Origin of the sequence: Sodalis ligni (assembly GCF_016865525.2) — a bacterium.
Classification (GTDB): domain Bacteria; phylum Pseudomonadota; class Gammaproteobacteria; order Enterobacterales; family Enterobacteriaceae; genus Acerihabitans; species Acerihabitans ligni.
In genome coordinates this window covers 5,372,342-5,394,992 of the sequence record NZ_CP075169.1, presented here as the reverse complement: position 1 = coordinate 5,394,992, position 22,651 = coordinate 5,372,342, and the positions used below count along the sequence as shown (strand labels likewise).

Here is a 22,651-nt window from a genome sequence, read left to right as displayed (position 1 = left end):
TCTACCGATAGATTCATGAAATCTGTCGTGTCAACCATCGGCCCCGCGCTTTTTTACAGGATAAACATTATGAAAATTTACGACACCCCGGGCTTTCCCAATCCCCTGCGCGTGCGCATTGTTCTCGGCGAAAAAGATCTGCTGTCACAGGTGGAGTTTATCAAAATCGACCTGATTGCCGCCGAGCATAAACAGCCGGCGTTTCTCGCCATTAATCCCACGGGTACGGTACCGGTGCTTGAACTGGATGACGGCACGTATATTTCTGAATGTACGGCCATTACCGAGTATCTGGACAATCTGGCGGGGAATCCAACCCTCACCGGCAGGACGGCGCGGGAAAAGGCGGTGATCCACATGATGCAAAAGCGCGCCGAGTCTGAGCTTATCGATGCCATCGGCATCTATTTCCACCACGCCACGCCCGGCCTGGGTCCCATCTTGCAGGCCCATAAGCATCCGGAATGGGAGGGGCGGACACAATGGGGCCGGATGCATCGCGAACAGGCGGAGGGCGGTCTGCACTATTTCGATAGGGTACTGCGAGAGCAGCCATTCATTGCCGGAGAGGCATTTTCCATGGCTGACGCCACCGTATTGGGAGGATTGCTGTTTGCGCATTATGCCGACATCCCGGTGTCGGCAGAGTATTCCGCGCTCTTGGCCTGGAAGGAGCGCATGTACCAGCGCCCGAGCGTGGCCAACGCCTGAACCTTTTCCCCCTATACCTCTTCGGCTTGGTGAAGGGTGCCGCGACGGACGGCATCTGACGCGGCGCCCTGTTTACGGCGCCGCGGGCGGAGTTGATTTTCAATATTCAGTATTCAGTGCTTACCGCCCTTTTTTGTACGCGCACTAGGGCATATATGGCGACAAAGGTCGCCAGGCAGCACAGGGACATATACCCCGCCACATAATAGGGGCTGCCGCCGGCCGCCGCCACCAGCGCCGTGGCGATAAACGGGGTGGGCCCGGCGATAAGCATAGCGTTGAGTTCGCGGGTGATGGCGATGCCTGAATACCGGTAGCGGGTCGGGAAGAGATTGGACAAAAACGCGCCCTGGGCCCCCGCCAGGGTGGCAAAACCCACGCCATAGGCAAGGGACATGGCCAGGATGGAGAACAGCAGGTTTCCCTGTTGCAAGATCATTAAAAGCGGATAAACGTAGATGCCGGTGAACACGGCGCCAAAGGCATACACCGGCGCGCAACCGATTCTATCGGCGATTTTCCCGGCCAGCGGCGTCATCAGCGCGCCAACGAGAGTAGAGATCATCACCACAACCAGCCCGTCGCTTTTGGGCATCTTTACGGTGTTGGTCAGATAGCTTAATACAAAGCTTCCCAACAGGTACGCATTGGCGTTATGTCCGGTGATCGACAGGAAACCGAATATCACTTCTTTAGGGGAGTTTTTAAGCAGATCCTTAATGGGAATCTGTTTTTCGCGCTTATTCTTCGCCGCCTTGGCCATGGCTAAATTGTATTCAGGCGTTTCTTCCAGATGTTTACGGATATAAACGGCAATAACAAATAAAAAGATGGAAAGTAAAAAGGGTATCCGCCATCCCCATGCCAGCAATACGTCTTCCGGCAACTGCGCCACCGCCAGAAATACGATGGTTGAGAGCAGTATGCCGCCTAACGAGGCGGATTGAAGTATGGCGGTGAGCTTGGCCTGTTCGCCAGGGGGGGAATATTCCGCCACCAGGGTCACGGCGCCGGCGTATTCCGCACCCGCGCCGAAACCCTGCAATACGCGGGTAAGCACCAATAGTATGGGCGCCAATATGCCCACCTGGGCATAGGTGGGCAACAGCCCCATGCCGACGGTGGCGATACCCATCAGGATAATGGTCAGCAATAAGGCCGGTTTCCTGCCGAATTTGTCGCCGATATGAGCAATGATCATCCCGCCGATAGGCCGAACGAAAAAGCCGATGGCAAAGGTGGCGAATGCGGCGAGAATGCCGGCCAAATTGGAAAGCTGGGGGAAAAAAAGTTTATTGATAACCAGGGCCGACGCGGAGCCATACAGGGCATAATCGAACCATTCAATAACGGTACCAACGGTGGATGCGATAACCGCGCGCCTTATTCCCGACCTTTGCTTGACCAGAGTACTTTCCGGCAGAAAACTTTTTTCAGCGTTCATTCTGTCTCTCCTGAATTCGATACCATCTTGATATACGCCAATACGGGTAGGTAAATAAAAAATAATGTCATGCAAAAAACATAAACAGCACCGCGGCTCAGCAAAAGCCGATATATAAAGAGAGTCTTTGGAAAAACCGCTCCCGAACGCTGGCGCGTTGCGAGAGTATTGATTTATTTTTTAATCAATAAACAGTTCAGCCCGCTTTTTGAAAATGAACTCCCTGAAGTTTTCCACTAATTTAAGATGGTCGATGAGAATTTTACTCACGCCGTCATCATCCTTGTTTTTGATGGCCAGCAGCAATGCACGGTGTTGCAGAATGGCCGTTGCTTCGTGATGTGCTTCCTGCAATTCGATATAGCGAAGCCGGTTCAAATGGGAACGCATTTCTTTAACGATATAAGCAAGGCTGAGATTTCCGGAAAATTGAATGATGCAATCATGGAATTCTTCATCTAATTTGGTGAATTCATAATAATCGAGCTTTTTTATCTCTTCTTCCTGTTTTGTTATCAGCATTTCTGCTTTTTCCAACAGCGTAATGCTTTCCAAGGCGGTTTTATCCCATTTTCCCGCGGCTTCCGTGAAAGCCTCAAGCTCCAGGACTTCCCGGATCCTTTGTGCCTCCCTGACTTTTCGTTTGGAGATAAACGATACCAGCGCGCCTCTCTGCGGCATAATTTCCAGCAATCCGTCAACCGACAGGCGGAAAAAGCCTGCCTGATAGGGTACGGCTGACGCTGAATTTATTGGCCATTTCGTTCTCGGAAATCATCTGTCCCGGCAGAATTTGCACCGAAACAATCCTGTTTTTCAGTTCTTTATAGATCTGGTTTTCCAATGTGTTTCTGTCGAGTTCAAAAGCATTGGATGTATTTGCATTCATACCTGTCTCCGGTAAAAAACCGCCGTTATTTACTGCCTCCTTTAAATGAATTTCTGACATCATCGGGATTTAGCTTTATCGATATTAACGCTTTTTTATCAAATACGATGCCATGGCCTGGTTTTTCACTGGGATAGGCTATGCCATTTTCTATCGTGACGGACCCTTCCGCTATGCCCAGTTCCTGGAAAGAGCCGCCGATAACGTTTTCCAGCATGAAGCCGTTCGGCACGCCGCACAGCATATGGACGGACAACTCCATCATAAAATGCGGCGCGACCAATTTACCAAAAGCCTGGGATAAATGCGCTATTTTGAGCCATTCGGTGAAGCCGCCGACAAACGCAACGTCCGCCTGGACAAAATCGATGGCGCCGGCCTTCAGGTAGTCCAGAAACTGCGATCGGGCATGCATGCTTTCGCCATGGGCCAAAGGCGTCCTGACGGCGGCCTTCAGATCGACATAGCCCTCAAGATTATCATGCAGCAGCGGTTCCTCAATCCAGCCAAGTCCTAAGGCGTCCAGCCGCGCACAGTTTACCAGCGCGTCGCTGCCGGACCATTTCTGGTTGAGGTCGACCAGCAGCTTTCCGCTGCCGCCCAATTTCTCCTTCGCCTTTACAATTCGCTCGATATCTTCTTCCAGGTCATCCCGGCCGATTTTGAATTTGATGGTTTGATAACCCCTGGCGATATAATCATCTACCCTGTCCAGAAAGTTCTCCAGCGGGTCATCCTTGCTGAGATTAATCTCGCTGATATAGGCCGGGATGTCGGAACGCATACCGCCGAAAATCTTATATAAGGGCTGATTGAATACTTTACCTTTTATATCCCATATCGCTATATCAATGGCGGCGATTGCCATTAGATTAACCCCGATACCAAGGCGCCTTGATTGGCGTTGCAGGGTGTGCCAGATTTTTTCGTTATCCAGCGGGTCCATGCCGATAACCAGCGGCGCCAGGTAATTTTCAATCAGCGACGCAATGGCGGTGCCTCCGATATCCACCGTATAGGTAAAGCCGGTTCCTTCAATATTTTTGTCTGTCTGAATCTCAACGATGATGAATTCAATGCCCTGGACTTTATTGGTAGCGTCTTCCCAGGCGACGCTGGGCGGCGTTCTGTAAACCGAGACATTTATATTGCTGATTTTCATTGTTTTTACCCTGTTAAATTGAATAAAGAATTCTTACCGGCCGGTAGTTATCCTTTTTCAGGCGCCTGGACAGCGCTTTATGGCATTTATGTTAACAACCAGTATTGTTTATGTAAGGATATCTTGGACACTTGTATCCAAGTGTTCAAGATCAAAAATCGAATATGTGAACAAAGCCGCAGATTCTGATCAGCGGCTTAATACCATGACGGGAACGGATCGCTATACCATTGCCAGATTTTCGCTCCCAGCGCCATTTCCTCATCGGTTAATAAACAATCATCAAATCGTTTTCTCAACACCGCTTCATCAAGGCCGCGGCCTATCAATACCAGCTCCTGCCGGGCATCGCCAATTCCTTCAAGCCAATGTTGGCGTGGAGGAATCCGGGCTTGGGCATTGTGGGACACATTGTCGCGGGTATGGCGGACCACCACTGTCCCGCCAGCCCATAAATGCTGACGCCACCGGTGCGGGACCAGAAACCGGTGTAACCGGGACGCGTAGCCAGCCAGAAAAAACCGGTGGAGCGTATGACGCCCGGTAAATTTTCTTCAAGAAGAGGATATAAACGCTCAGGATGGAAAGGTCGACGGGCTCGGTAGATAAAGTTGCCCATGCCGTATCTTTCGGTCTCGGGTAAATTATGGTCCATTGTGTTTTGTCCTTTTCAAAAGGGGGCAAGATCTTAAGCAAAAGAATTCCCTGATGCCGGCGCATCATTAATGTCTCTTTTAGGTAGGTCTTAATCATGATCAATAATAAAAAAGTCATCTCCGCATGGTTTAAACATTTGTCCCATGCAGGTACTTATTTGCGATGGCCCGCCATTCCGGCGTCATGTAATTATCCGGATAACGCAGCGGTAAATTCTCCTCCGGACGCCAGCTGTTCAACGAGCCCACGGTTTGCGGCAGGAAGGCTATCAAAGCCGGCAGCGTTACGCCGCTGCGCAGCGCCATCATTTGCCCCGGTCGCAAGGCCACCGTGTTCAGATGTAATCGTCCGGCGGTCTGGGCTAGGGCACAAAACCCCATCAACATCCGGTATTGCGACCGGGCCTGCTCACTACTCCACGGCGCCTGTTCAAAAAGCCTCACAGTATTGATGCTTACGCCGTTAATGCTTTTACGGCGCAGAACATACAGTCCCACATGATGATCGTTATCGATATTGTTATTGAGCAACGAGTGCTGGCTTGAACGAAAGAAATAAACATCCGTTTTAATATCTCCGCTGTCGGCGGATAGCAGGCTTTTGGCCGCATGGTCCAGATTATCCCGCCACCGATGGGCAGACAGGGCGAGGTTGACCGGCGCGGCGGTTTTTGCCTTCAGCCAGTCGGCATCGATATTGAACCAGCCGGCTATGCAATCCAGGGTTTCTTCATTGAGATAATCCAGCGTTCGCGCCCGGTCTTCAAGCACCCCCAGGCGAATGTTGAACGGCGCCAGCAGCGTCGCCACTTCGGTGATGCCCAAACCATGCGCTTCCATAAGTAATTGGAAACGTTCGTAAACATGACTGGCCTGATTTTCAAACGGCAGCAGCATTTCACGGATAACCCCTTCCAGAATGAGATTGATCAGGCCGGAAGCCGATATACCCAAACCGGCTGATTGGCGAACGACAAATTCCCGAACGCCTGGTTTAAGCCGCAATGCCAAGGGATCGTGGGATTTTCGTCCGTCTCCGGCGGCGTGAAGCAGGGCTGCAACAGATTCATCTTCCTGGCCGGCATAGATGCGCGCCATCACGGCGGTAAAGGTGGGTGTAAACATATTCGCTCCGTTACCATTATTCTATTCAAAATGTATTCAAGAAGTATACCGAAGCAAATACTTTAAGACCCATCATCGATAATGTATAATTGATAAAATCGATCGTTCGGATCGAATCTATTTATGTATTCTGATCGAATACATATATATATTCAAAGAGAGTCGCCCATAATTGGGCAATATTATTTTTCAACCTGTAATGAATTTAAGCATATTCCAATTTGGCTTAAGTCGCTATTTTTATACTGCCGCGATTTTCTAGGAGAGTAATAAATAACGGCAGGTTCCGCCTGGATGAGAGGGCGAGAGGGCGAGAGGGCGGCAGGAGAGGGCGGCCGGGCGCACGAAGCCACGCCGGCGGCGCTGCTTAATGTTTCGGTGAAACGCCGTCCATATAGAACACATTGCCGTTGGCGGCGGGGCCCGCATCGGCGATGGCGGTAAATCGTCCGTTATACCGCAGGCGATAAGCCGCGAGCTCATCGGCATCCGGCTCCAGTTCCCGTAAAAACGACAGCGCCAGACGTATGTGTTTATGGGTCAGCTCCGCGGGCAGCCGCGCTTTACCCAGCACCGAGTGCCAGAACAGCAGGCTCTCTTCGGACTCATCGATAATAAAGGTCTGGTAGATCAGCAGCACGCCCGCCGCGTTGCCGATATGGGCCTCGGTATTATGCAGCAGATAGCTGACGAACTCGCCGCCGGGGGTCTTCCCCATCTGGCTTATCATGGATTCCACGTAAACCGGCTCGATGTTCAGCCGTTTGGTCAACGCCTGCGACGCCCGGCGGGAATCGGAGTTCACAATGCGAAAGCCGATAAGAAAAACGACAGCCAGTGTCGCCAGTATTAGCCAGATCATGGGACATCCTTTAGCAAACCAAGCCCTATCATAAGGGTAAACCATAGAAGAGAAAACAGCGGCGTTGAGGGAAGGTTGTCTTCGTTCACGCCATCTCATCCAGCGTGACCGCCAGCTTCTGTATCATCATCTGCGCGGCGCGCGACAGCTGGCGGCGAGGGGCGACGCAAAGCGCCAGGGTTAAAGGGCGTATCGGTCTGCCCTGGATGGGAACGAACAGCAGCTCGCCTCTTTCCACCTCGGTGATGACATCCAGTTTGCTCAAGATGCCGATACCGGCCGACTCGCGAATAAACGATTTGATCATCCGGATATCATTGCACAGGATCCCGGCGTCGGGGGTGATGCTGTGCCTTTTGTAGTGGAGATGCACCCGATCGTGCACGGTCAGTGGGGCTGCGGGCATAATATGGCGGTATTCCGACATCTGGCTGATAGACACCGTTTGGCTGGAAGCGAGAGGGTGGGCCGGCGACATCACGATACCAATGGGTATTTCAATAAAGGTTTTCACCTCCAGCCCATGATGTTCCACCGGGTCCAGCATAATGGCGAAATCCACTTCCGCATCCGATACGCGCCGGCTGATGTCACGGCTGTCATTCACGCTGATATCCAGCGTCAGCCAGGGACATTCCAGCGCAATCTCCGCCAGCTTTCCGGCGATGACGCCTTCGCTCAGGGCCTGGATCAGCGCTAGGGATACATGGCCGCGCTTGAGTCCCTGGAGCTCATCAAAACGTTCTCGGGTGCGTGTGTATTCGCGGCGCCAGCGGAGCAAATCATCGCAGAGCAGCTCTCCGGCGGACGTTAACCGCAAACCGGCGTGTAGCCGTTCAAATAACAATACCCCCATTTCCTCCTCGGCGTTCAGGATTTGCCGATTGATCGCCGACGCGGAAACGTGAAGTTTTTCAGATGCATTACGCAAACTGCCGCTGCGGGCGACTTCCACAAAATAGGTGGCAAATCTGGAGAAAGGATCCACTGGCGTCGCTCCTGTACTGTTTTTTGCAGAGTAAAGGTTAAAATTCTGTTATGGACTGCAACACCAAAGTGTATTCACAATGTAAATGCAAGAGCAATGTCTTATCCATTAATTTTTGTGAGTCTGAGAGGAATCGGATGATGAATAAAATAGCGCCCCCTCCTCACTGCAGTTTCGAGCCTGACGACTGGCTGCGGCTGGCCGGCTATTGGTATCCCGTGGCGCGAGCGTGCGATGTGGGCAACGCGCCGCAAAAGGCGACCTTGCTGGACGAACAGTTGGTGATTTACCGGCTGAAAGGGCAAATTGTCGTCGCCAGAGACGTCTGCCCGCACCGCGGAGTGCCGTTGACCCTGGGATTTCAGGAAGAGGAGGGCATTGTTTGCCCCTATCACGGGCTGCGGTTCGGTGAAAATGGCCGCTGCAACCGGATTCCCTCCAGCCCGGGACAAACCATTCCGGCAAAGCTCAACCTGACGACATTCCCTGCCCGGGAGCGTTATGGGCTGATCTGGACCTGTCTGGCACCGGCGCAAGACACTGACGCTCCGCTGCCGTCGATGCCCCACTGGGACGATGCCGGTTTTCAGCAAATAACCTGCCCCCCGTTCGATGTGGCGGGTTTTGCCGGGCGCCAGGTCGAAGGCTTTTTGGACGTCGCCCATTTTGCCTGGATCCATACCGCAACCTTCGCCGATCCCGACAACCAGGAAGTACCGGACTATTCCCCCGCTGAAACGCCGTACGGTTTTTCCGTTGATTACTGGAGTACGGTGGGAAATTATCCCGCCAGTGCGGAGCACCGCGGCCCCGGGGGCTTTAAATGGCTGCGCCGTTTCGATATGTATCTGCCGTTCACCGCCACGCTGACCATACATTTTCCCGGCGAGTCGCGGCTGGTCATAATGAACGCGGCCTCCCCCGTTTCCGCCAGAAAGACCCGCATGTTCGCGCCCATCGCCCGTAACTTCGATCTTCATGTACCGGTTGAGGACGTTCATGCCTTTAACCATAAGGTTTTCGAAGAGGATCGGCTGATGGTGGAGACGCAACGGCCGGAACGCCTTCCTCTCGATTTAGCGCTGGAGGCGCATATTCCCGCTGACCGGAGCTCCATTGCCTACCGGCGCGGACTGAAAAAACTCGGTTTTGGCGAATTCTTCCTGGTTTGAAATCTAAAAGGAAACGGAAATGGAAAAACTTGCCGTTTTTGTCGATGCGCTCTCGCGCCAGGGAGAACATTGCATAGCCGTCAGGCTTATCCCGGAGCCGGGGAAATCGCTGCCGGCTTGGGATGCGGGGGCTCACATTGATCTCCATCTGGCCAACGGGCTAATCAGGCAATATTCCCTGACGGGGCCTCCGGGCGGAACGGATCATTATCTCATCTGCGTTAAAAATGAACGGGATTCCCGCGGGGGTTCGCGCTATCTGCATAATGAACTGCGGTTAGGCCAGCAGATGGAGATTTCACCGCCGCGAAATCTCTTTCCCCTCGAAGAGGCTGACAGCTATCTGCTTATCGCCGGCGGAATCGGTTTGACGCCTCTGCTGGCGATGGCGGAAGAACTGGAGCGCTTTAAGCAACCCTTTGAACTGCATTATTATGTGAAGCGGAGAAGCCACGTAATATTCCGGGAAAGGCTGGACAGCCATTTTGCCTATGGCCGGTGCCATGTCGGGTCGGGTTGCGAGGGGAGATCGCCGCGGACAACGTTGCCTGAAGGGCTGACGCAGCCCGCTGCGGGTAAAAAACTGTATTTGTGCGGCCCCGAGGCGTTTATGTCGCATATCCGCAACAGAGCGCTTGATGCCGGCTGGCGTTCTGAAGACATTCACTCTGAATCATTCCAGCCCCCCGCGCGTAATATACCCTGCACCCAGATAGAGCATGATTTTACCGTAACGCTGAAATCCAGCGGGATGTCTTTTACCATTCCTCCAGACAAAACCATCGCCGCCGTGCTGCAAGAGCATGGCGTCGATGTGCCCCTGTCCTGTGAAATGGGCATTTGCGGCGCCTGCCTGACGCCGGTGCTGGAGGGCAAAGCGGACCATCGCGACACCGTGCAGTCAGAAACGGAAAAGGCCGGCCATAAACAGCAGATAACCCTTTGCTGCTCCCGCAGCCTGACCGGCAATTTGGTTATTGATTTGTAGGATTGTCCGTGGCGATGGAGAAGGGGCATATGACGCATCTCCATCACCCTTGCAGGCGTTAGCTCGTTGATTATTGACACCGCTCCGAAAGCTGATGCGGTGGTATTAAAATGTTATATAGGTGGTTTTAAAGATTTTGGCAGGAAAGGGAATTTTTCAGGGTGAAGATGAAGTTACCGTTTTCTTTGGTTATTTTACCTCCGGTGGCAGTTAGGTTCGAAGTCAGTTCAAAAACTCATCGCTGGTCATTGCGAAGGCGAATTCAACTTTTTGCCTTGCCCGTTTTGAGAATATTTTCAGCTTCTTTTAACGACGTCGCTTTATAGAAACACATAAGCTTATCCTTTTCTCTGATTGATTTTGGTGAGTTGTTTACCCAAAGTTGCACCAAAACAGTTCATATATCATATTAAATCAAAGATAAACAGATCTGGAGGGGCATGGTGTGGCTTTTTTGCATTTTGCCGGATCATGAAAGCAAAAGGGTTTAAACGTTGAACAATCTTCTGAACGCCGGTGCGCCGCTGTGGGTCAGGGTGACTTCCCTGAAGCCCGGCGTTCTGGTTAACCATCCTTTTTGCTCGCAATGCCTAAATCCGCAAGCAGCGGTTTGAGTTCGGCCGCAAGTTGCAGATAACGCGCTTGTCCGGCCGGCATAATATACGCTTCGAAAAGTACGGCAATCATAATGCTTCCCTCTGGTAAACGAGTGATAACCACTTTACGGCTTTCAGTAGGGAATACTTCGTCAAAGAACGAAACGTAGCGGAAACGGGGGATGGGGTCTCTCCATTTCTCGGTGCATTCACCGTTTTTTTACTTTTATTGCGGCTTCGGATGGACTATTTCGCGCTGACAGGTCGGTAAACAGGATGGCTATTATCATGAAAATCACGGATTTTCCGGTGGAATCTCTCTGTAATGACTCCATTGGACTCATTGCGCCTACGATGAGCAGAGTTGAAGAAATGCTCATTTTGATAAGTCATTTCAATGAACTGCACCATGAATTCCTTTTATGGGCATCCAGGGAAAACAGCCTTGATGATGTTCGGGGAAATATGCGGGCAGCGATACAGGATTTTGCAAATGATAGTAACGAATACAAATTCCTCATCATCAGTCGCGAAAGCCAAAAACTCTTGGGTTGTATCAGTCTTTTTATTCGTAATCCGCAAATCCCCTATTATGAAATAGGCTATTGGCTTGCAACCGACGTTTTTGGCAAAGGATTGATGACCCAAGCGTGCATTTTGGTGCGAAACCTTGCCCTCGACGTTTTGAAAGCGAACCGGTTGGAAATCAGAACCGCGGGAAAGAATATTCGTAGCGCTGCCGTGGCGCTGCGTTGCGGTTTCAAGCGCGAAGCCGTTCTTTCCAACGAGCGTCTCGATGGCCATGGCCGGTTGGATGACACCCATATCTATCTCTACACGACGGTATGATACCTTGGGATGAAAGCCTCATTAGTTGTTTGCATGTCTTGACCAACAAGATTAGACCAATTAGACTCAATATGGTTGACCAACTTTTTTTGACGCTGGCTTACCGTTAACGCCAAGGGGGCAGTGATGCAAAAAGTAAATCTCTATGATGCAAAAACCCATCTTTCCAGGATTATCTCCAAAGTACAAGAAACGGGAGAAACCTATGTGATAGCTCGCAACGGCAAGCCTATGGCTAAAATCGTCCCTTTGTCGGCAGCGGAAAAAACACCCAGGATTGGCTTTATGAAAGGGAAAATCTCGGCTCCCGATAATTTTAACGAGCTGAACAGTGACGATATTTCCGACCTGTTTTATGGGAAGTAAGAATGCCGGCAAAAAAGGATGATATCAAAAAGTTGCTTTTTGCGGATTATCTATTGGACACCCATGTTTTGATTTGGGTGGCGGGGGAGCCTGAGCGATTGAACAGCAAGGTTATTGATATCCTGTCCAATGAGAAGAACCGTCTGTACTTTTCCTCCGTATCTATTCAGGAGATCGCTATCAAGACCGATTTGAACAAACCTGATTTCAGTATTGATGCCGAGGCATTGACCGAAGGCTTGCTGGAGGCGGGCTATACCGAGCTGCCGATGACGTCGCGACATGCTTGCGGTATCAGTGGCTTGCCGGTGATGCATAAAGATCCGTTCGATCGTCTGTTGGTTGCTCAGGCGAAGGCGGAGAATCTGAACTTTATCACTAACGATGGCATTATCATTAAATTCTGCTCTGATTATATCAACATCGTTGAATGTGTTTAAAAATTGGCCCATGCCCATGCCCATGCCCATGCCCATGCCCACGCCCACGCCCACGCCCACGCCCTTGTTCTTGTTCTTGTTCTTGTTCTTGTCAGGGTTTCAGCCGCTGCCGGCTAGGCCGGCAACCACACATCACTCTGCTGGTTTATTGTTTTCCAGCCACTGCTTTACATCGGTAACCCGAATTCCGTTGCGGGCGTTATAACTCTCTTCTTTCCGCCAGGCCACGCCGTCCGGTCGCGCGAATGCGAGCCGGTAGGCCGCCGCCACATCGTTTGGCGCGGCTTTTGTCGCCTGCCGCAGGTCATTATGGCTATGCACCTCAAGGGTGAACGGACGCTGATAATGTTCACTCAACAGCGTGGTCAGCCGGCGGTAGGTAAGGGTATCGCCGGCGATATACACCACTTCATCCTCGATAACAGGCTGATGGAAAAATATCTTCGCCGTCAGGATGCCGATGTCCTCCGGAGTGGTAAGGGTCAGCCCATAGTCCGCATCGCCCGGCGCATGTACCCGATGCCGGGGCATGTCCACCAGCCCGAAGCCGGGTTCGAAAAGATAGCTGGTGAACATGCCCGTGGAAACGATGACCCAGCGGGTCTGGCGCTGGGCGCGTAACATTTGACGCACGGCCAGCTGTTCATCCCACACGGGCTGCCCGCTGTCCAGACCCACCCGATCGTAATCCACGCCAAACTGCCAGGGAAAATAACGTTCCACGCCGGCATCGAGCACTGCTTGGGTAATTTTAAGCTGGGTCCCTGCCCCGCCGACAAAACCGCTGCAATTGATGATGGCGTCATAAGAAGTGAAGCGCTCAGCCAGTTCTTTAGCGGTTAGCCGGCTGAAATCCGCGGTGATTACCGCAACGCCCCAGGCCGCCAGCCGTTGGCGGCGGGTCCGGTTCGCCGCTCCGTCATCTTTTAACGATGCCGGGCGCAATAATACGGTTAAACTGATATCGGGATGCCGCTCGCGCTCTTTTACAAAGGCATCAAGCATTGCTATACCCAGTTCTCCGGCGCCGAGAACCAGAATTTTTCGCCATTGACGAGTAATTGAACCGTTCATAGTATCCTCCTGTGGATGTGGCCACATCCTGCCAGCAGGAAACCCATGCCGCAATCAGGTACATAGATGATACCGGGGGAGTAAATGAAACTAGCGAAAGCGCAGATAGCGCAATTCTCTGCCATTTGTGATGCGCTGAGCGATGAAGATGACGACCTGAAGCGGGGAATTCTTGCCCATGCCGGCAACCGCTGGTCGCTGGGGGTGGTGTATGCGATGGGAACTAGGGGGGCGTTGCGTCATGCGGAGCTGATACGGGCATTACCCAAGATTACGCAAAGAATGCTGACCCTGACGTTGCGCCGTCTTGAGAGGGATGGCCTTATCAGCAGGCATGATTATCAGCAGAAAACGCCGCATCCCAGGGTGGAATACGGGCTGACAACGCTGGGAGAAAGCATGCTGCTTAATATGCTGCCGCTATGGAACTGGATCATTGAAAATTCGGCGGCCTTTCGCCAGTCCCGCGATGATTTCGCGGCCAGGGAGTTGGGATAACGGCTTATCCGCAGCTGTGGATTTCCCACGGATAAACCGCCCGAAGCGTTATTTCTTTTTCGATGCTTTGCCTTTTTCCGCCGCTTCATTTTCAATAGGCGGGACCGCGCCGATTTCCGCGCCGGTTATGGGGTTCACCGCCGGGTCGGATGCCGTACGAAGCGCGAGATTGTCCAGGTTGGCCTGCTGTTTTTTAGGCAACGTCACGCTGGCGCCGCCGTCGCCGCCATCCACCGCCGGCGCCGGTTCGGCCACGTAGTTGAAATTCTCGTCCGAGTTCCAACTGCCCCTGACTTCGCCCCCGTCGGACATATTGAAATAGGTGGCGGCATATTTTTCTATGGGCGGCAGCTTGCCGGGCGGGAAGTTGTCGCGAATGGAATACAACGCTTTCTCAAACGAAATCTGGTGGGCCACTTCACGGGTCATCAGAAAACCCAGCGCGTCTTTGACGCCGGCGTCATCCGTCAGGTTAATCAGGCGTTCATAGATGATTTTGGCGCGGGCTTCCGCCGCGATATTAGAACGTAAATCCGCCGTGACCTCGCCGATGGTATCGATATAAGCGGCGGTCCAGGGTGCGCCGGCGGAGTTGGTCAATGCCGGCCCGCCGCCGTATAATAGCGCCGTGGTATGGCTGCTGTTGCCATTGCCGGTTAATGAACGATAAAGCTCGCCTGCCTGTTCGGTGCCTTCAGCGAGATCGCCTTTGGCGCCTTTATTCAGCATGCCCACCAGGGTACCGATGATTTCCAGATGGCTCAGTTCTTCGGTGGCGATATCCATCAGCAAATCCTTGCGGCCCGGATCCTCATCCCCGATACCTTGGGTAAAATAACGGCATGCCGCCGCCAGTTCTCCCTGCGGGCCGCCGAATTGTTCAAGGAGAAGATTCGCCAGCCCAGGATTAGGATGGGCGACGCGGACGGTGTACTGCAGTTGTTTTACATGTCTAAACATTACTCTCTCCAAAAATCAAAATGACGGGTTCGGCGATTCCTTGCCCTGTGATCCCTGTTTTCTTACTATTGGCAACGCGTCGCGGCGCATTGTCCGGTAAAATTATTTTTTCGCCTCGACATCCGGCGTATTGGACCGCACCAAAAATTGTTCCGTGAGCGCCGGCAAATGGGTCAGCGCCCAGTCAGCCATAGCGATTTCCTGTTCGCGGATCTGTTCAAAAACACGAGCGCCTTCAATATCCCCAACCAGCTCGGCCGCGGCAATCAGCGAGGTGTAGCAGGCGACTTCGAAGTGTTCAAAGACATAGCCGCTGATCGCACCTTTTATCACTTCATCTTCCGCGGTCATGCCCCCCATTGCCTGGCCAAAGGCCGATAATTTTCCCATCGCGTCTTTCAGCGTAGAGCGGGAAACGTCATTACGGTCAATGACTTCATTTAGCAGAACCAGCTGTTGGCGGGTTTCTGCGATATGCTGTTCAATGCGCGCTTTAAGATCGGGATAGTGTTCGATCCTGCCGGCCATTTTTTCCAGCATGCTTTCCGCCTGCTTTTCCATAGCGTGGGCGTCACGCAGCCAATCGTGGTAATTTTTTCGTAAGTCATGATTCACCTCGTTTTGATTAACTATTACTACTTATGTAGGGAACGGATTTGAACAAATAAACATTTAGGACTATTCGCATATGATAAGAATTGAATAATTTGATTTTACTGGAAATAGTAAATGGCAAATTAATAAAAATATTGATTAAATTTAAATGAAAATATTTTCTTGGCTAAAACAAAACTCGTGCTAACCCGAGACTTGTGCTCATGAGATAAAGCGGAAACGAAGTATGCCGACAGGGAGATTGAATCGCGGGAATGAATTAAAAATCGCAAATTATCAACCATTACGGTGAGTATCACACAGATATAAAGTATAAAAATGATAAAGAATAAAATACAATACAATTAGATATCGTTATTTTTTTGCAGTCTCTGACGTTTTATAATGCCTGTGTCGTCTATCTAAAGTTAGCTCATCATAAAATTAATGCAAACTCATTACGCTCTTTTTTATTATATACTGTCCTAGGGATATAATTCTGATGGCGTTTTTAAATTGGAAATTTGACATATTTTAATAGTTCCGCTAGCGGTGTTAATGCATCCGCACGAGAATGACAAAAGGCGGGACTTTAAAGCGAAGCGGGGGAAAGTTATTTATTGATCGCAACCTTTAATAACCTCCTTTCATAACAGCCATTAATCACATCTGTTCATGGCCTTGCCGGGAGCATCAGCCCGCAACCTAAGGTCGCGTATTGCCGACGGTCCCGGCCCCGGCGCGGTATCAAACGGTCGGCTGTCTTCCCTGGACATGGGATTCAAGCCGGTTAAAAAAATCGGTGATAATAACGTCGCGCTCAATATAAGAAATATAGCGAATAAGATGCCTGGCGGGGTCGGCGCTCCAGGTGCCTTGCGCCGTTAATAACGGCGCGGGCGTCAGGCCGCTGTGCATGGACTCCGGATGCAGCAGCCAGCCGACGGCGGCCATATCCCAAATTTCTTTTGACCAGCCTTTGTGTTCGCTGCTGTACTCCTTGAAGCGTAATGATAAGAAGGCGCCGATGTCGCCGCAGGGTTCGACGTAGCGTTCGATTTCCGGCACGGTAGAGCGCAGGTGCGTGGTGATGCCTTTGCAGGGAATCAGCACCAGGGGAACGCCGCTGTCCAGCAGGATCTGCGCGCCGCCGATATCCTGCCGCAGGTTGAATTCCAGGGTATCCGGCCAGTTTAACGCATGGCCCCCCAGCCATATGACGACGATACGATCGATGATATCCGGCGCCTTCAGCAGTGCGGAGGCGATATTGCTGATGGCGGCAATCGCCACCACGTAGAGCGGCGACTGCGGCGAGGCGCCGCGGGCGGCGGCAATCAGGTGATCCACCGCCTCCGCCTCGCGGGCTTCCTTTGCCGTGCCGACGTATGAGGTCACGCCCTTGAGCACCGGGACGGTGCCTTGCATGCCCAGCCGTTCCAGCAGGCGGTTGATTTCCTCGAAGCTCAGTTCCATGCCCCGGGCGGGATTATCCGCGCGCTGGTTGGAAAAGGGCGCGGCGTAGAGTGCTTCAACCGTCACCTTGTCCGGCGACAGCAGGGCCTGGACAATGGCGAACTGATCGTCTATTTCATTAAACGCATCGGTATCAAGCACCATGCGCACCTTGCCCTGGGGCGGCGTTAATAACCTGACCCGCTCGGTTTCATTAAGACTCATTTTTCAGATCCTTAGCCTTGCGGCATCCGCGTTATTCTTTATTGCCGGCGGCAGCCACCGACGGCGTGAAGTATTTCTGGAAAATCACCAGCACCAGCATGGGAATCACCGACGTAAACAGCGCGCCGGCAAAAATCAATCCCCATTGGGTGCCGGTAGTGGCCGAGAACTGCGCGATGGCGACGGCGGCCATTTGATACTGCGGCGACGGCGCGATCAGCAGCGGCCAGAGGAATGATTGCCATTGGAAAATAAACAGGATAAGTCCGGCGCCGATCATGGCCGGTTTCGACAACGGCAGGTAGATGCGTAGAAAAATCGCCGTCCAGCCCATGCCGTCGAGAAAGGCGGCTTCGGATAGCTCTTTCGGAATTCCCAAAAAGAACTGGCGTAATAAAAACACGGCAATACCGTTGCCGATACCGGGTAAAACCAAGCCGGTATAGCTGTTATCCAGCCTGAGCAGATGGAATATCTGATACAAAGGCAGGGCGATGGCGTCGAAGGGAATAAGGAAACTTACCACCATAATGGCGAAAACGACGCCACGTCCTTTGAATTCGATGCATGCCAGGGCGAAGGCCGCCGCCGAGCACACCGCCAGTCCGATGATGACCGTTACGGCGGTCACCAGCACCGAATTGCCGATGGCCAGCAGGAACGGGCTCTGCACCAGGGCGATGACCTGTGACCAGGTGGCCCGGTCCGGGAACAGCGTGCGGATGCTGATGGGGGACAGATAACGGAAAATTTCCTCGCTGGGCCTGAAGGCGCTGACGCCGGTCCACCAGAGCGGCAGGATGAAGAAGGCCACGATGATAAGCAGCGTGACCAGACGAAGCCCGCTGCGAGAGAGGGATGGGCTCATCGTACGCCTCCTTTTTGCATCAGTTTGAACTGAAGGCCGACGATGGCAATCACCAGAATCATCAGAATCACCGTGGACGCATAGGCGCTGCTGGGGTCGCCGAAGGAAAAGGCCTGGGTATAGATCTCTTCCATGATCAGATTGGTTGAATCCTGGGGGCCGCCTTTGGTGAGAATCTGCACCGGCGCGAATACCAGAAAATTGGCTACCGTATTGGCCACCAGCACAAAGGTCAGCGGGCGTCGCAGTTGCGGCAGCGTGACATAGCGGAATTTTTGCCAGGCGTTGGCGCCGTCAATCTCTATGGCATCGTACAGGGCCTGGGGAATATCCTGTAAACCGGCCACCAGGAAGGTCATCCAGTAGCCTACCCCCACCCAGCTGACAATCAGGATAATGGAGGCCAGGGCCTGATCGGGGGAGGTGACAAACGGCTGGGAAGCGATGCCCAAGGCGTTGAGTAAACCGTTGACGGGGCCGTCCGGCCGCAGTCCCACTCCCCATACCACCGCGGAAACGCTTTGCGGGATGGCCACCGGCAGCAGGATAAGCGTGCGCCACAGGCCTATCAGCGGCAGCGCGGCGTTGGTCAGCAGCGCCAGGGCCAGGGCGATGGCGATTTGCAGCGGATTGACGATAATGGAAAACAGCAGCGTCACTTTTAATGAGGCAATAAATTCGGGATCGGTCAGGATATACAGGTAATTGCTCAGTCCGTATTTGCCGGAAATGGGATCCATCAACGATTCATGGATGGCGAGCACCGCCGGCCAGAGGCGCAGTACCGCCACGCAGAGCAGCGCCGGACCGAGAAATATAAACAGTTGCACCCATTTTTGATTCATTTTACTGTCCATGGCATACCCCTATTCGTTATTTAATCCGTGCAAAAGAGCGGTTCAAGCGCAGCTGCGCGCGCTCAAGGGTCTGCTTGCTGTCGGCGCCGTTTCGGATATCGCTGAATGCCCGGTCGATGATGGTTTCAAATATGACGTACCCTTTGGTACACGGCCGGCTGACGGCGGTATGGGCCAACTCGTAGGAAACGATGCTTGAGATCGGGCCAATCTTGCTGTCCATGGTGGACAGATTGCCGATGTAGCGCTTGAAGGCGACGTTATTGACCGGGGGCAGCGGGTTATTGATGACCGTGCTGTACGAGCCCTCGGGATCGATGGAGATGAATTCGGCGAACAGCTTCGCTTCACGGGCGTGGGCGGAGTGCGGATTGATCCCCACCGCCCACGAGTCGGTGGGCGTGCTGGGACTGCCGCCGGCGAAATAGGGCATGGGCGCCACTCCGTAATGCAGGGAAGCGACCTTGTTGAAGCGGCCGATATTCCAGGGCCCGCCGACAAAAAACGCGACTTTGCCGTCCCCGAACAGATCCGGCGTCTGCTCCGGCGTGACCCCCCGCGGCGCGATATGCTTGATATACAGGGAGCGATACCAGTCGCTGACCTGTTGCCACCCGCCGCTGGTTAAATCAGCGGTCAGCGCGTCGTTGCCCTTCAGGCCGCTGCCGGCGCCATAAGAGATATACAGCGACAGCAGCTGGTAGTAGCGATCCACCTGTTCGAATGAAAATCCCCAGGGAGCGCCCGCCTGCTGCGCCTGTTGAGCCTGGCCGACCAACTGTTGCCAGGTCAGGCGCCGGGCGGGATCCGCCGACGGGAACGGAATATGGGCGGCATTGAGCAAATCGCGGTTGAAGTACATTATCTGGGTCGAGGTCCACAGTGGATAGGCATAGATTTTGCCTTGGTAGCTGACCGCCTGGATGGCCTTATCGCCGGCGATGTTTTCCAGCTTGGCCCGTTCATCCTCCAGGGGCGCAAGATAGGATTTCGATGCCAGTTCGGTCACGCGCGGAACGTCCACCGCGTACAGGTCGAGGTCTTTATCGCCGGAGCCGATACGCGCGGCGACCTGCGCGCTCAGATTATCAAAAGGCACCTGTTGATACTCGATATGGATATTTTTATGCTGCCGTTCAAACTGGGCGATGGCCGGGGCAAACGTATCGGGTCGCTCCGCCGTGAGAAAGGTTACCGTGGTTTTCGCCTGCTCCTGCGCCGCGCAGGGCTGAGTCAGCGCCGCCACGGCGACGGATAATATTGCGCCGATGCCCTTGGGGCTGAATATCAACACGGCCCGCCCTCCCGCAACGATTTCTGGCTTTGCGCGTCAAACAGATGAATATGCTCCGGCAGGATGCCCAGCCGCAGGCGCTGGCCGGCTTCGATGGACCGGTAGCCGTCCACCATCAGCGACAAAGACATGTTTTGTCCGATACGTGCGCTCACCAGGCTATAGGCGCCTGAGGGTTCATTGAACAGGACCGCGGCCTCCAGGGGCAATCCCGGTCCGTCTATCACCAGGTTCTCCGGCCGGATGCCGAGGGTGACCGCCTGTCGGTCGGGCAGGGTAAAGGGCAACCGCAGCGTAACATCCTCTTCCAGAACCAGCGATGTCCCCCCGGCGGCGGTTCGCACCGTGGCCGGCAGCAGGTTCATGGACGGCGAGCCGATAAAGGTGGCGACAAACTGGTTTTTCGGCCGCAGATACAGCTCCATTGGCGGTCCTACCTGCTCGATAACGCCGCGGTTAAGCACCACGATGCGGTCCGCCAGCGTCATGGCTTCCAACTGATCGTGGGTAACATAAATCAGGGTGGTGGCCAATGTGCGATGCAGGCTTTTTATCTCGATACGCATTTGGGCGCGCAGCTTGGCGTCCAGGTTCGACAGGGGTTCATCAAACAGGAACACCGAGGGTTCCCGCACAATGGCGCGTCCCATGGCGACGCGCTGGCGCTGTCCGCCGGAGAGCTGCGACGGCCGTCTGTCCAGCAACTCTTCGATTTCCAGCAGCTTGACGGCTTTGTCCACGCGTTCATCGATTTCTTTTTTGCCCAGTCCGGCGATTTCAAGATTCAGGCTGATATTACGCCGTACCGTCATATGGGGATAAAGCGCGTAGTTCTGGAATACCATGGCGATGTTTCTGTCTTTCGGCCGCAGTGCATTCACCACCTTACCGTCTATCAGTATTTGCCCCTTGGAGGCGGTTTCCAGGCCGGAAATGATCCGCAGCAGGGTGGATTTACCGCAGCCGGAGGGGCCCACCAGGGCGATGAATTCGCCGTCTTCGATGGTCAAATCAATGCCGTCGATAACCCGGTGGCCATGGAACTCTTTTTCGATATTGTTTAACGCGACTCTGCTCATAGCGGCATTTTGTCCTTACGACCTGTAGCGAAATAGCTGGGTATCGGGATGTGGACGTTAACCCGGTAAACGGATTATCTCTGGCTCAAACGGCTGACCGCCTGCTGATGGCTGGGCATATTGGACGCCCCTTCCAGCTCCACCGCCAGCGACGCGAAGGCACAGGCATAGGTGGCCGCCTGCAATAGGGGCCGGCCGTCGGCCAGGGCGGCGGCCAGCGCGCCGTTGAACGCATCTCCGGCGCCGGTGCTGTCAATACACAGGGCGGGGAAGGCATGGATAAGCTGGAATTGATTATTCTGGTACAGCAGCGCCCCTTGGGAACCCAGCGTAATGATGACCTGTGGCACCCCCAGGGCGACAATAGCCAGCGCGGCTTTTTTTGCGCTGTGGATGTCGGTGACCTCGATGCCGGAAAGCTGCGAGGCTTCCGTTTCATTGGGGGTAACCAAATCAATATAGGGCAGGCATTGCACAACCTCTTGGGAATAAGGCGCGGGATTCATAACAATAGTGACACCCATCGCCTTGGCTAATTTTATCGCGCCTAAAATAGCGGAAATATTATTTTCCAATTGCACCAGTAAAACATTTGATTCCGACAGCTCAGCGGCCATTTCCGCAATTTCTTCATCCGTGATGGTTTTATTCGCACCCGGATATATCGCGATCATATTTTCTCCATTTTCGTCGGAGACATAAATAATCGCATTGCCGGTGGGTTCCGTTTCCGACTGATAAAGCCGAAACGAATGAATGGCGGAAGAAGCCAGGTGATCGCAGGCGAACTGGCTGAATTGATCCTTGCCGACTTTTGACACAAAATGCACTCTGGCACCGGCCCGGCTGGCGGCGGTGGCCTGGTTGGAGCCCTTTCCCCCCGGACCGAGATTGCTGCTTTCCGCAAGCAGTGATTCACCGCCCCGGGGAAAGCGTTTTACCTTGGCCACAATATCGACATTAAAAGAACCGAGAATACAGACTCTGCCGCTCATTGGATTTTTCCTTTTTTTATCGCGCTTATAGTTTTTGCTTTGCACGCGCTGCAATAAAACGTCGAAATTACCGCTTGCCGGTGATATTAGGCTGCGATAAAGCCCGCAGCGAATAACCATGGCTCCCCCATGGCAGCGTTTTAATCCTCCCTGGCTTGCAAGCAGGCGTAAATCAGCCCGTATGGTTTCTTTGGTGACGCCAAACATATTCGACAAAAACGGCACGCTGGCGCGTTCATGTTTATCTAAATAGTCAAGGATGCCTTTTCGTCTCTCTTCAGCAAACATAAGGACCTCTTCACCGGATGGTCTTAATGGTAGGAAGTAAACTTTGTCGGTAAAGTGATCTCTAGCATGTAATATTCAGGAAAACAAAAACAAACAAAAATTTAACACTTGTTTTATCGATACCGGCATGGAGTCGATCGCTATTCAGCAATAGTGCTAAGCTGTTATTCAATGTCTGTCCGGAGCTGCCGCGGCCTGCCGTTCGCCTGAGCCCGG

Annotated in this window: 25 protein-coding genes and 1 pseudogene; 7 read left to right on the top strand and 19 right to left on the bottom strand. The window is 53.1% G+C overall.

Going from position 1 to position 22,651, the window contains the following annotated elements; genetic code table 11:
• Positions 1 to 69: 69 nt before the first annotated feature.
• Complete coding sequence (locus tag GTU79_RS25295) at positions 70 to 711, top strand: glutathione S-transferase family protein (RefSeq protein ID WP_203520990.1); 642 nt, start codon at positions 70 to 72, stop codon at positions 709 to 711.
• A gap of 106 nt (positions 712 to 817) precedes the next feature.
• Here the strand turns inward: GTU79_RS25295 and GTU79_RS25290 are convergent, their stop codons facing one another.
• The 9 genes from GTU79_RS25290 to GTU79_RS25250 form a co-directional block, all read right to left on the bottom strand.
• On the bottom strand, positions 818 to 2,155 hold the full coding sequence (locus tag GTU79_RS25290) for an MFS transporter (protein WP_203520991.1): 1,338 nt from the start codon (positions 2,153 to 2,155) through the stop codon (positions 818 to 820).
• 180 nt (positions 2,156 to 2,335) lie between these two features.
• Positions 2,336 to 2,836, bottom strand: coding sequence for a GntR family transcriptional regulator (locus GTU79_RS25285; protein ID WP_214513484.1), 501 nt, complete (start codon positions 2,834 to 2,836; stop codon positions 2,336 to 2,338).
• 16 nt (positions 2,837 to 2,852) lie between these two features.
• Complete coding sequence (locus tag GTU79_RS25280; protein ID WP_214513483.1) at positions 2,853 to 3,044, bottom strand: GntR family transcriptional regulator; 192 nt, start codon at positions 3,042 to 3,044, stop codon at positions 2,853 to 2,855.
• 25 nt (positions 3,045 to 3,069) lie between these two features.
• Positions 3,070 to 4,206, bottom strand: coding sequence for a mandelate racemase/muconate lactonizing enzyme family protein (locus GTU79_RS25275; protein ID WP_203520993.1), 1,137 nt, complete (start codon positions 4,204 to 4,206; stop codon positions 3,070 to 3,072).
• Positions 4,207 to 4,403: 197 nt separating this feature from the next.
• Positions 4,404 to 4,643: a GTP-binding protein gene (locus GTU79_RS25270; protein WP_253073425.1), complete on the bottom strand. Its 240-nt coding sequence runs from the start codon at positions 4,641 to 4,643 to the stop codon at positions 4,404 to 4,406.
• A complete protein-coding gene (locus GTU79_RS31665) occupies positions 4,532 to 4,825 on the bottom strand; it encodes a CobW C-terminal domain-containing protein (protein ID WP_420854203.1) in 294 nt (97 codons plus the stop codon). Before GTU79_RS31665 ends, GTU79_RS25270 begins: the two co-directional genes overlap by 112 nt.
• 166 nt (positions 4,826 to 4,991) lie before the next feature.
• Positions 4,992 to 5,987 carry a hypothetical protein gene (locus GTU79_RS25260; RefSeq protein WP_203520995.1) on the bottom strand — a complete coding sequence of 332 codons (996 nt, stop codon included), beginning with the start codon at positions 5,985 to 5,987 and terminating at the stop codon, positions 4,992 to 4,994.
• 367 nt (positions 5,988 to 6,354) lie between these two features.
• Complete coding sequence (locus tag GTU79_RS25255) at positions 6,355 to 6,849, bottom strand: DUF1198 family protein (protein ID WP_203520996.1); 495 nt, start codon at positions 6,847 to 6,849, stop codon at positions 6,355 to 6,357.
• An 85-nt stretch (positions 6,850 to 6,934) separates the two neighbouring features.
• The gene (locus GTU79_RS25250) at positions 6,935 to 7,837 is read right to left on the bottom strand and encodes a LysR family transcriptional regulator (protein ID WP_203520997.1); all 903 of its coding nucleotides are present in this window, start codon (positions 7,835 to 7,837) and stop codon (positions 6,935 to 6,937) included.
• 137 nt (positions 7,838 to 7,974) lie between these two features.
• Here GTU79_RS25250 and hpxD point away from each other — a divergent pair, with 137 nt between their 5' ends.
• Positions 7,975 to 9,009 (top strand): molybdenum cofactor-independent xanthine hydroxylase subunit HpxD, encoded by a 1,035-nt coding sequence (gene hpxD / locus GTU79_RS25245; protein WP_253073424.1) that lies wholly within the window; start codon positions 7,975 to 7,977, stop codon positions 9,007 to 9,009.
• Positions 9,010 to 9,028: 19 nt separating this feature from the next.
• Positions 9,029 to 9,997, top strand: a complete 969-nt coding sequence (locus GTU79_RS25240; protein ID WP_203520998.1) for a PDR/VanB family oxidoreductase — start codon at positions 9,029 to 9,031, stop codon at positions 9,995 to 9,997.
• Between the two features lie 591 nt (positions 9,998 to 10,588).
• On the opposite strand, the pseudogene GTU79_RS25235 reads toward GTU79_RS25240, so the two are convergent.
• Positions 10,589 to 10,684 (bottom strand): annotated as a pseudogene (locus tag GTU79_RS25235) (antibiotic biosynthesis monooxygenase); the annotation flags it as partial.
• 197 nt (positions 10,685 to 10,881) lie between these two features.
• Here GTU79_RS25235 and GTU79_RS25230 point away from each other — a divergent pair.
• The 3 genes from GTU79_RS25230 (at position 10,882) to GTU79_RS25220 (ending at position 12,248) form a co-directional block, all read left to right on the top strand.
• The gene (locus tag GTU79_RS25230) at positions 10,882 to 11,442 is read left to right on the top strand and encodes a GNAT family N-acetyltransferase (protein WP_203521000.1); all 561 of its coding nucleotides are present in this window, start codon (positions 10,882 to 10,884) and stop codon (positions 11,440 to 11,442) included.
• A 126-nt stretch (positions 11,443 to 11,568) separates the two neighbouring features.
• The gene (locus GTU79_RS25225) at positions 11,569 to 11,808 is read left to right on the top strand and encodes a type II toxin-antitoxin system Phd/YefM family antitoxin (protein ID WP_203521001.1); all 240 of its coding nucleotides are present in this window, start codon (positions 11,569 to 11,571) and stop codon (positions 11,806 to 11,808) included.
• 2 nt (positions 11,809 to 11,810) lie between these two features.
• Positions 11,811 to 12,248 (top strand): type II toxin-antitoxin system VapC family toxin, encoded by a 438-nt coding sequence (locus tag GTU79_RS25220; protein ID WP_203521002.1) that lies wholly within the window; start codon positions 11,811 to 11,813, stop codon positions 12,246 to 12,248.
• 132 nt (positions 12,249 to 12,380) lie between these two features.
• Here the strand turns inward: GTU79_RS25220 and GTU79_RS25215 are convergent, their stop codons facing one another.
• Entirely contained in the window at positions 12,381 to 13,322 is a 942-nt protein-coding gene (locus tag GTU79_RS25215; protein ID WP_203521003.1) for an aromatic alcohol reductase, read from the bottom strand.
• Positions 13,323 to 13,406: 84 nt separating this feature from the next.
• Here GTU79_RS25215 and GTU79_RS25210 point away from each other — a divergent pair, with 84 nt between their 5' ends.
• Positions 13,407 to 13,820 carry a winged helix-turn-helix transcriptional regulator gene (locus tag GTU79_RS25210; RefSeq protein WP_203521004.1) on the top strand — a complete coding sequence of 138 codons (414 nt, stop codon included), beginning with the start codon at positions 13,407 to 13,409 and terminating at the stop codon, positions 13,818 to 13,820.
• Positions 13,821 to 13,868: 48 nt separating this feature from the next.
• Here GTU79_RS25210 and GTU79_RS25205 read toward each other — a convergent pair whose 3' ends face one another.
• The 8 genes from GTU79_RS25205 to GTU79_RS25170 all read right to left on the bottom strand — a co-directional run bounded on the left by GTU79_RS25205 (position 13,869) and on the right by GTU79_RS25170 (position 22,435).
• The gene (locus GTU79_RS25205; RefSeq protein WP_132925401.1) at positions 13,869 to 14,780 is read right to left on the bottom strand and encodes a manganese catalase family protein; all 912 of its coding nucleotides are present in this window, start codon (positions 14,778 to 14,780) and stop codon (positions 13,869 to 13,871) included.
• A 102-nt stretch (positions 14,781 to 14,882) separates the two neighbouring features.
• Positions 14,883 to 15,341: a ferritin-like domain-containing protein gene (locus GTU79_RS25200; RefSeq protein ID WP_253073696.1), complete on the bottom strand. Its 459-nt coding sequence runs from the start codon at positions 15,339 to 15,341 to the stop codon at positions 14,883 to 14,885.
• Between the two features lie 780 nt (positions 15,342 to 16,121).
• Positions 16,122 to 17,054 carry a nucleoside hydrolase gene (locus tag GTU79_RS25195; RefSeq protein WP_203521005.1) on the bottom strand — a complete coding sequence of 311 codons (933 nt, stop codon included), beginning with the start codon at positions 17,052 to 17,054 and terminating at the stop codon, positions 16,122 to 16,124.
• Positions 17,055 to 17,085: 31 nt separating this feature from the next.
• Complete coding sequence (locus GTU79_RS25190) at positions 17,086 to 17,922, bottom strand: carbohydrate ABC transporter permease (protein WP_203521006.1); 837 nt, start codon at positions 17,920 to 17,922, stop codon at positions 17,086 to 17,088.
• A complete protein-coding gene (locus GTU79_RS25185) occupies positions 17,919 to 18,767 on the bottom strand; it encodes a carbohydrate ABC transporter permease (RefSeq protein ID WP_203521007.1) in 849 nt (282 codons plus the stop codon). The genes GTU79_RS25190 and GTU79_RS25185 overlap by 4 nt, the downstream gene beginning before the upstream one ends.
• Before the next feature lie 28 nt (positions 18,768 to 18,795).
• A complete protein-coding gene (locus tag GTU79_RS25180; protein WP_203521008.1) occupies positions 18,796 to 20,073 on the bottom strand; it encodes a sugar ABC transporter substrate-binding protein in 1,278 nt (425 codons plus the stop codon).
• Positions 20,067 to 21,152: an ABC transporter ATP-binding protein gene (locus GTU79_RS25175; protein ID WP_203521009.1), complete on the bottom strand. Its 1,086-nt coding sequence runs from the start codon at positions 21,150 to 21,152 to the stop codon at positions 20,067 to 20,069. Before GTU79_RS25175 ends, GTU79_RS25180 begins: the two co-directional genes overlap by 7 nt.
• Positions 21,153 to 21,226: 74 nt before the next feature.
• Positions 21,227 to 22,435 carry a PfkB family carbohydrate kinase gene (locus tag GTU79_RS25170; protein WP_203521010.1) on the bottom strand — a complete coding sequence of 403 codons (1,209 nt, stop codon included), beginning with the start codon at positions 22,433 to 22,435 and terminating at the stop codon, positions 21,227 to 21,229.
• Positions 22,436 to 22,651 lie beyond the last annotated feature (216 nt).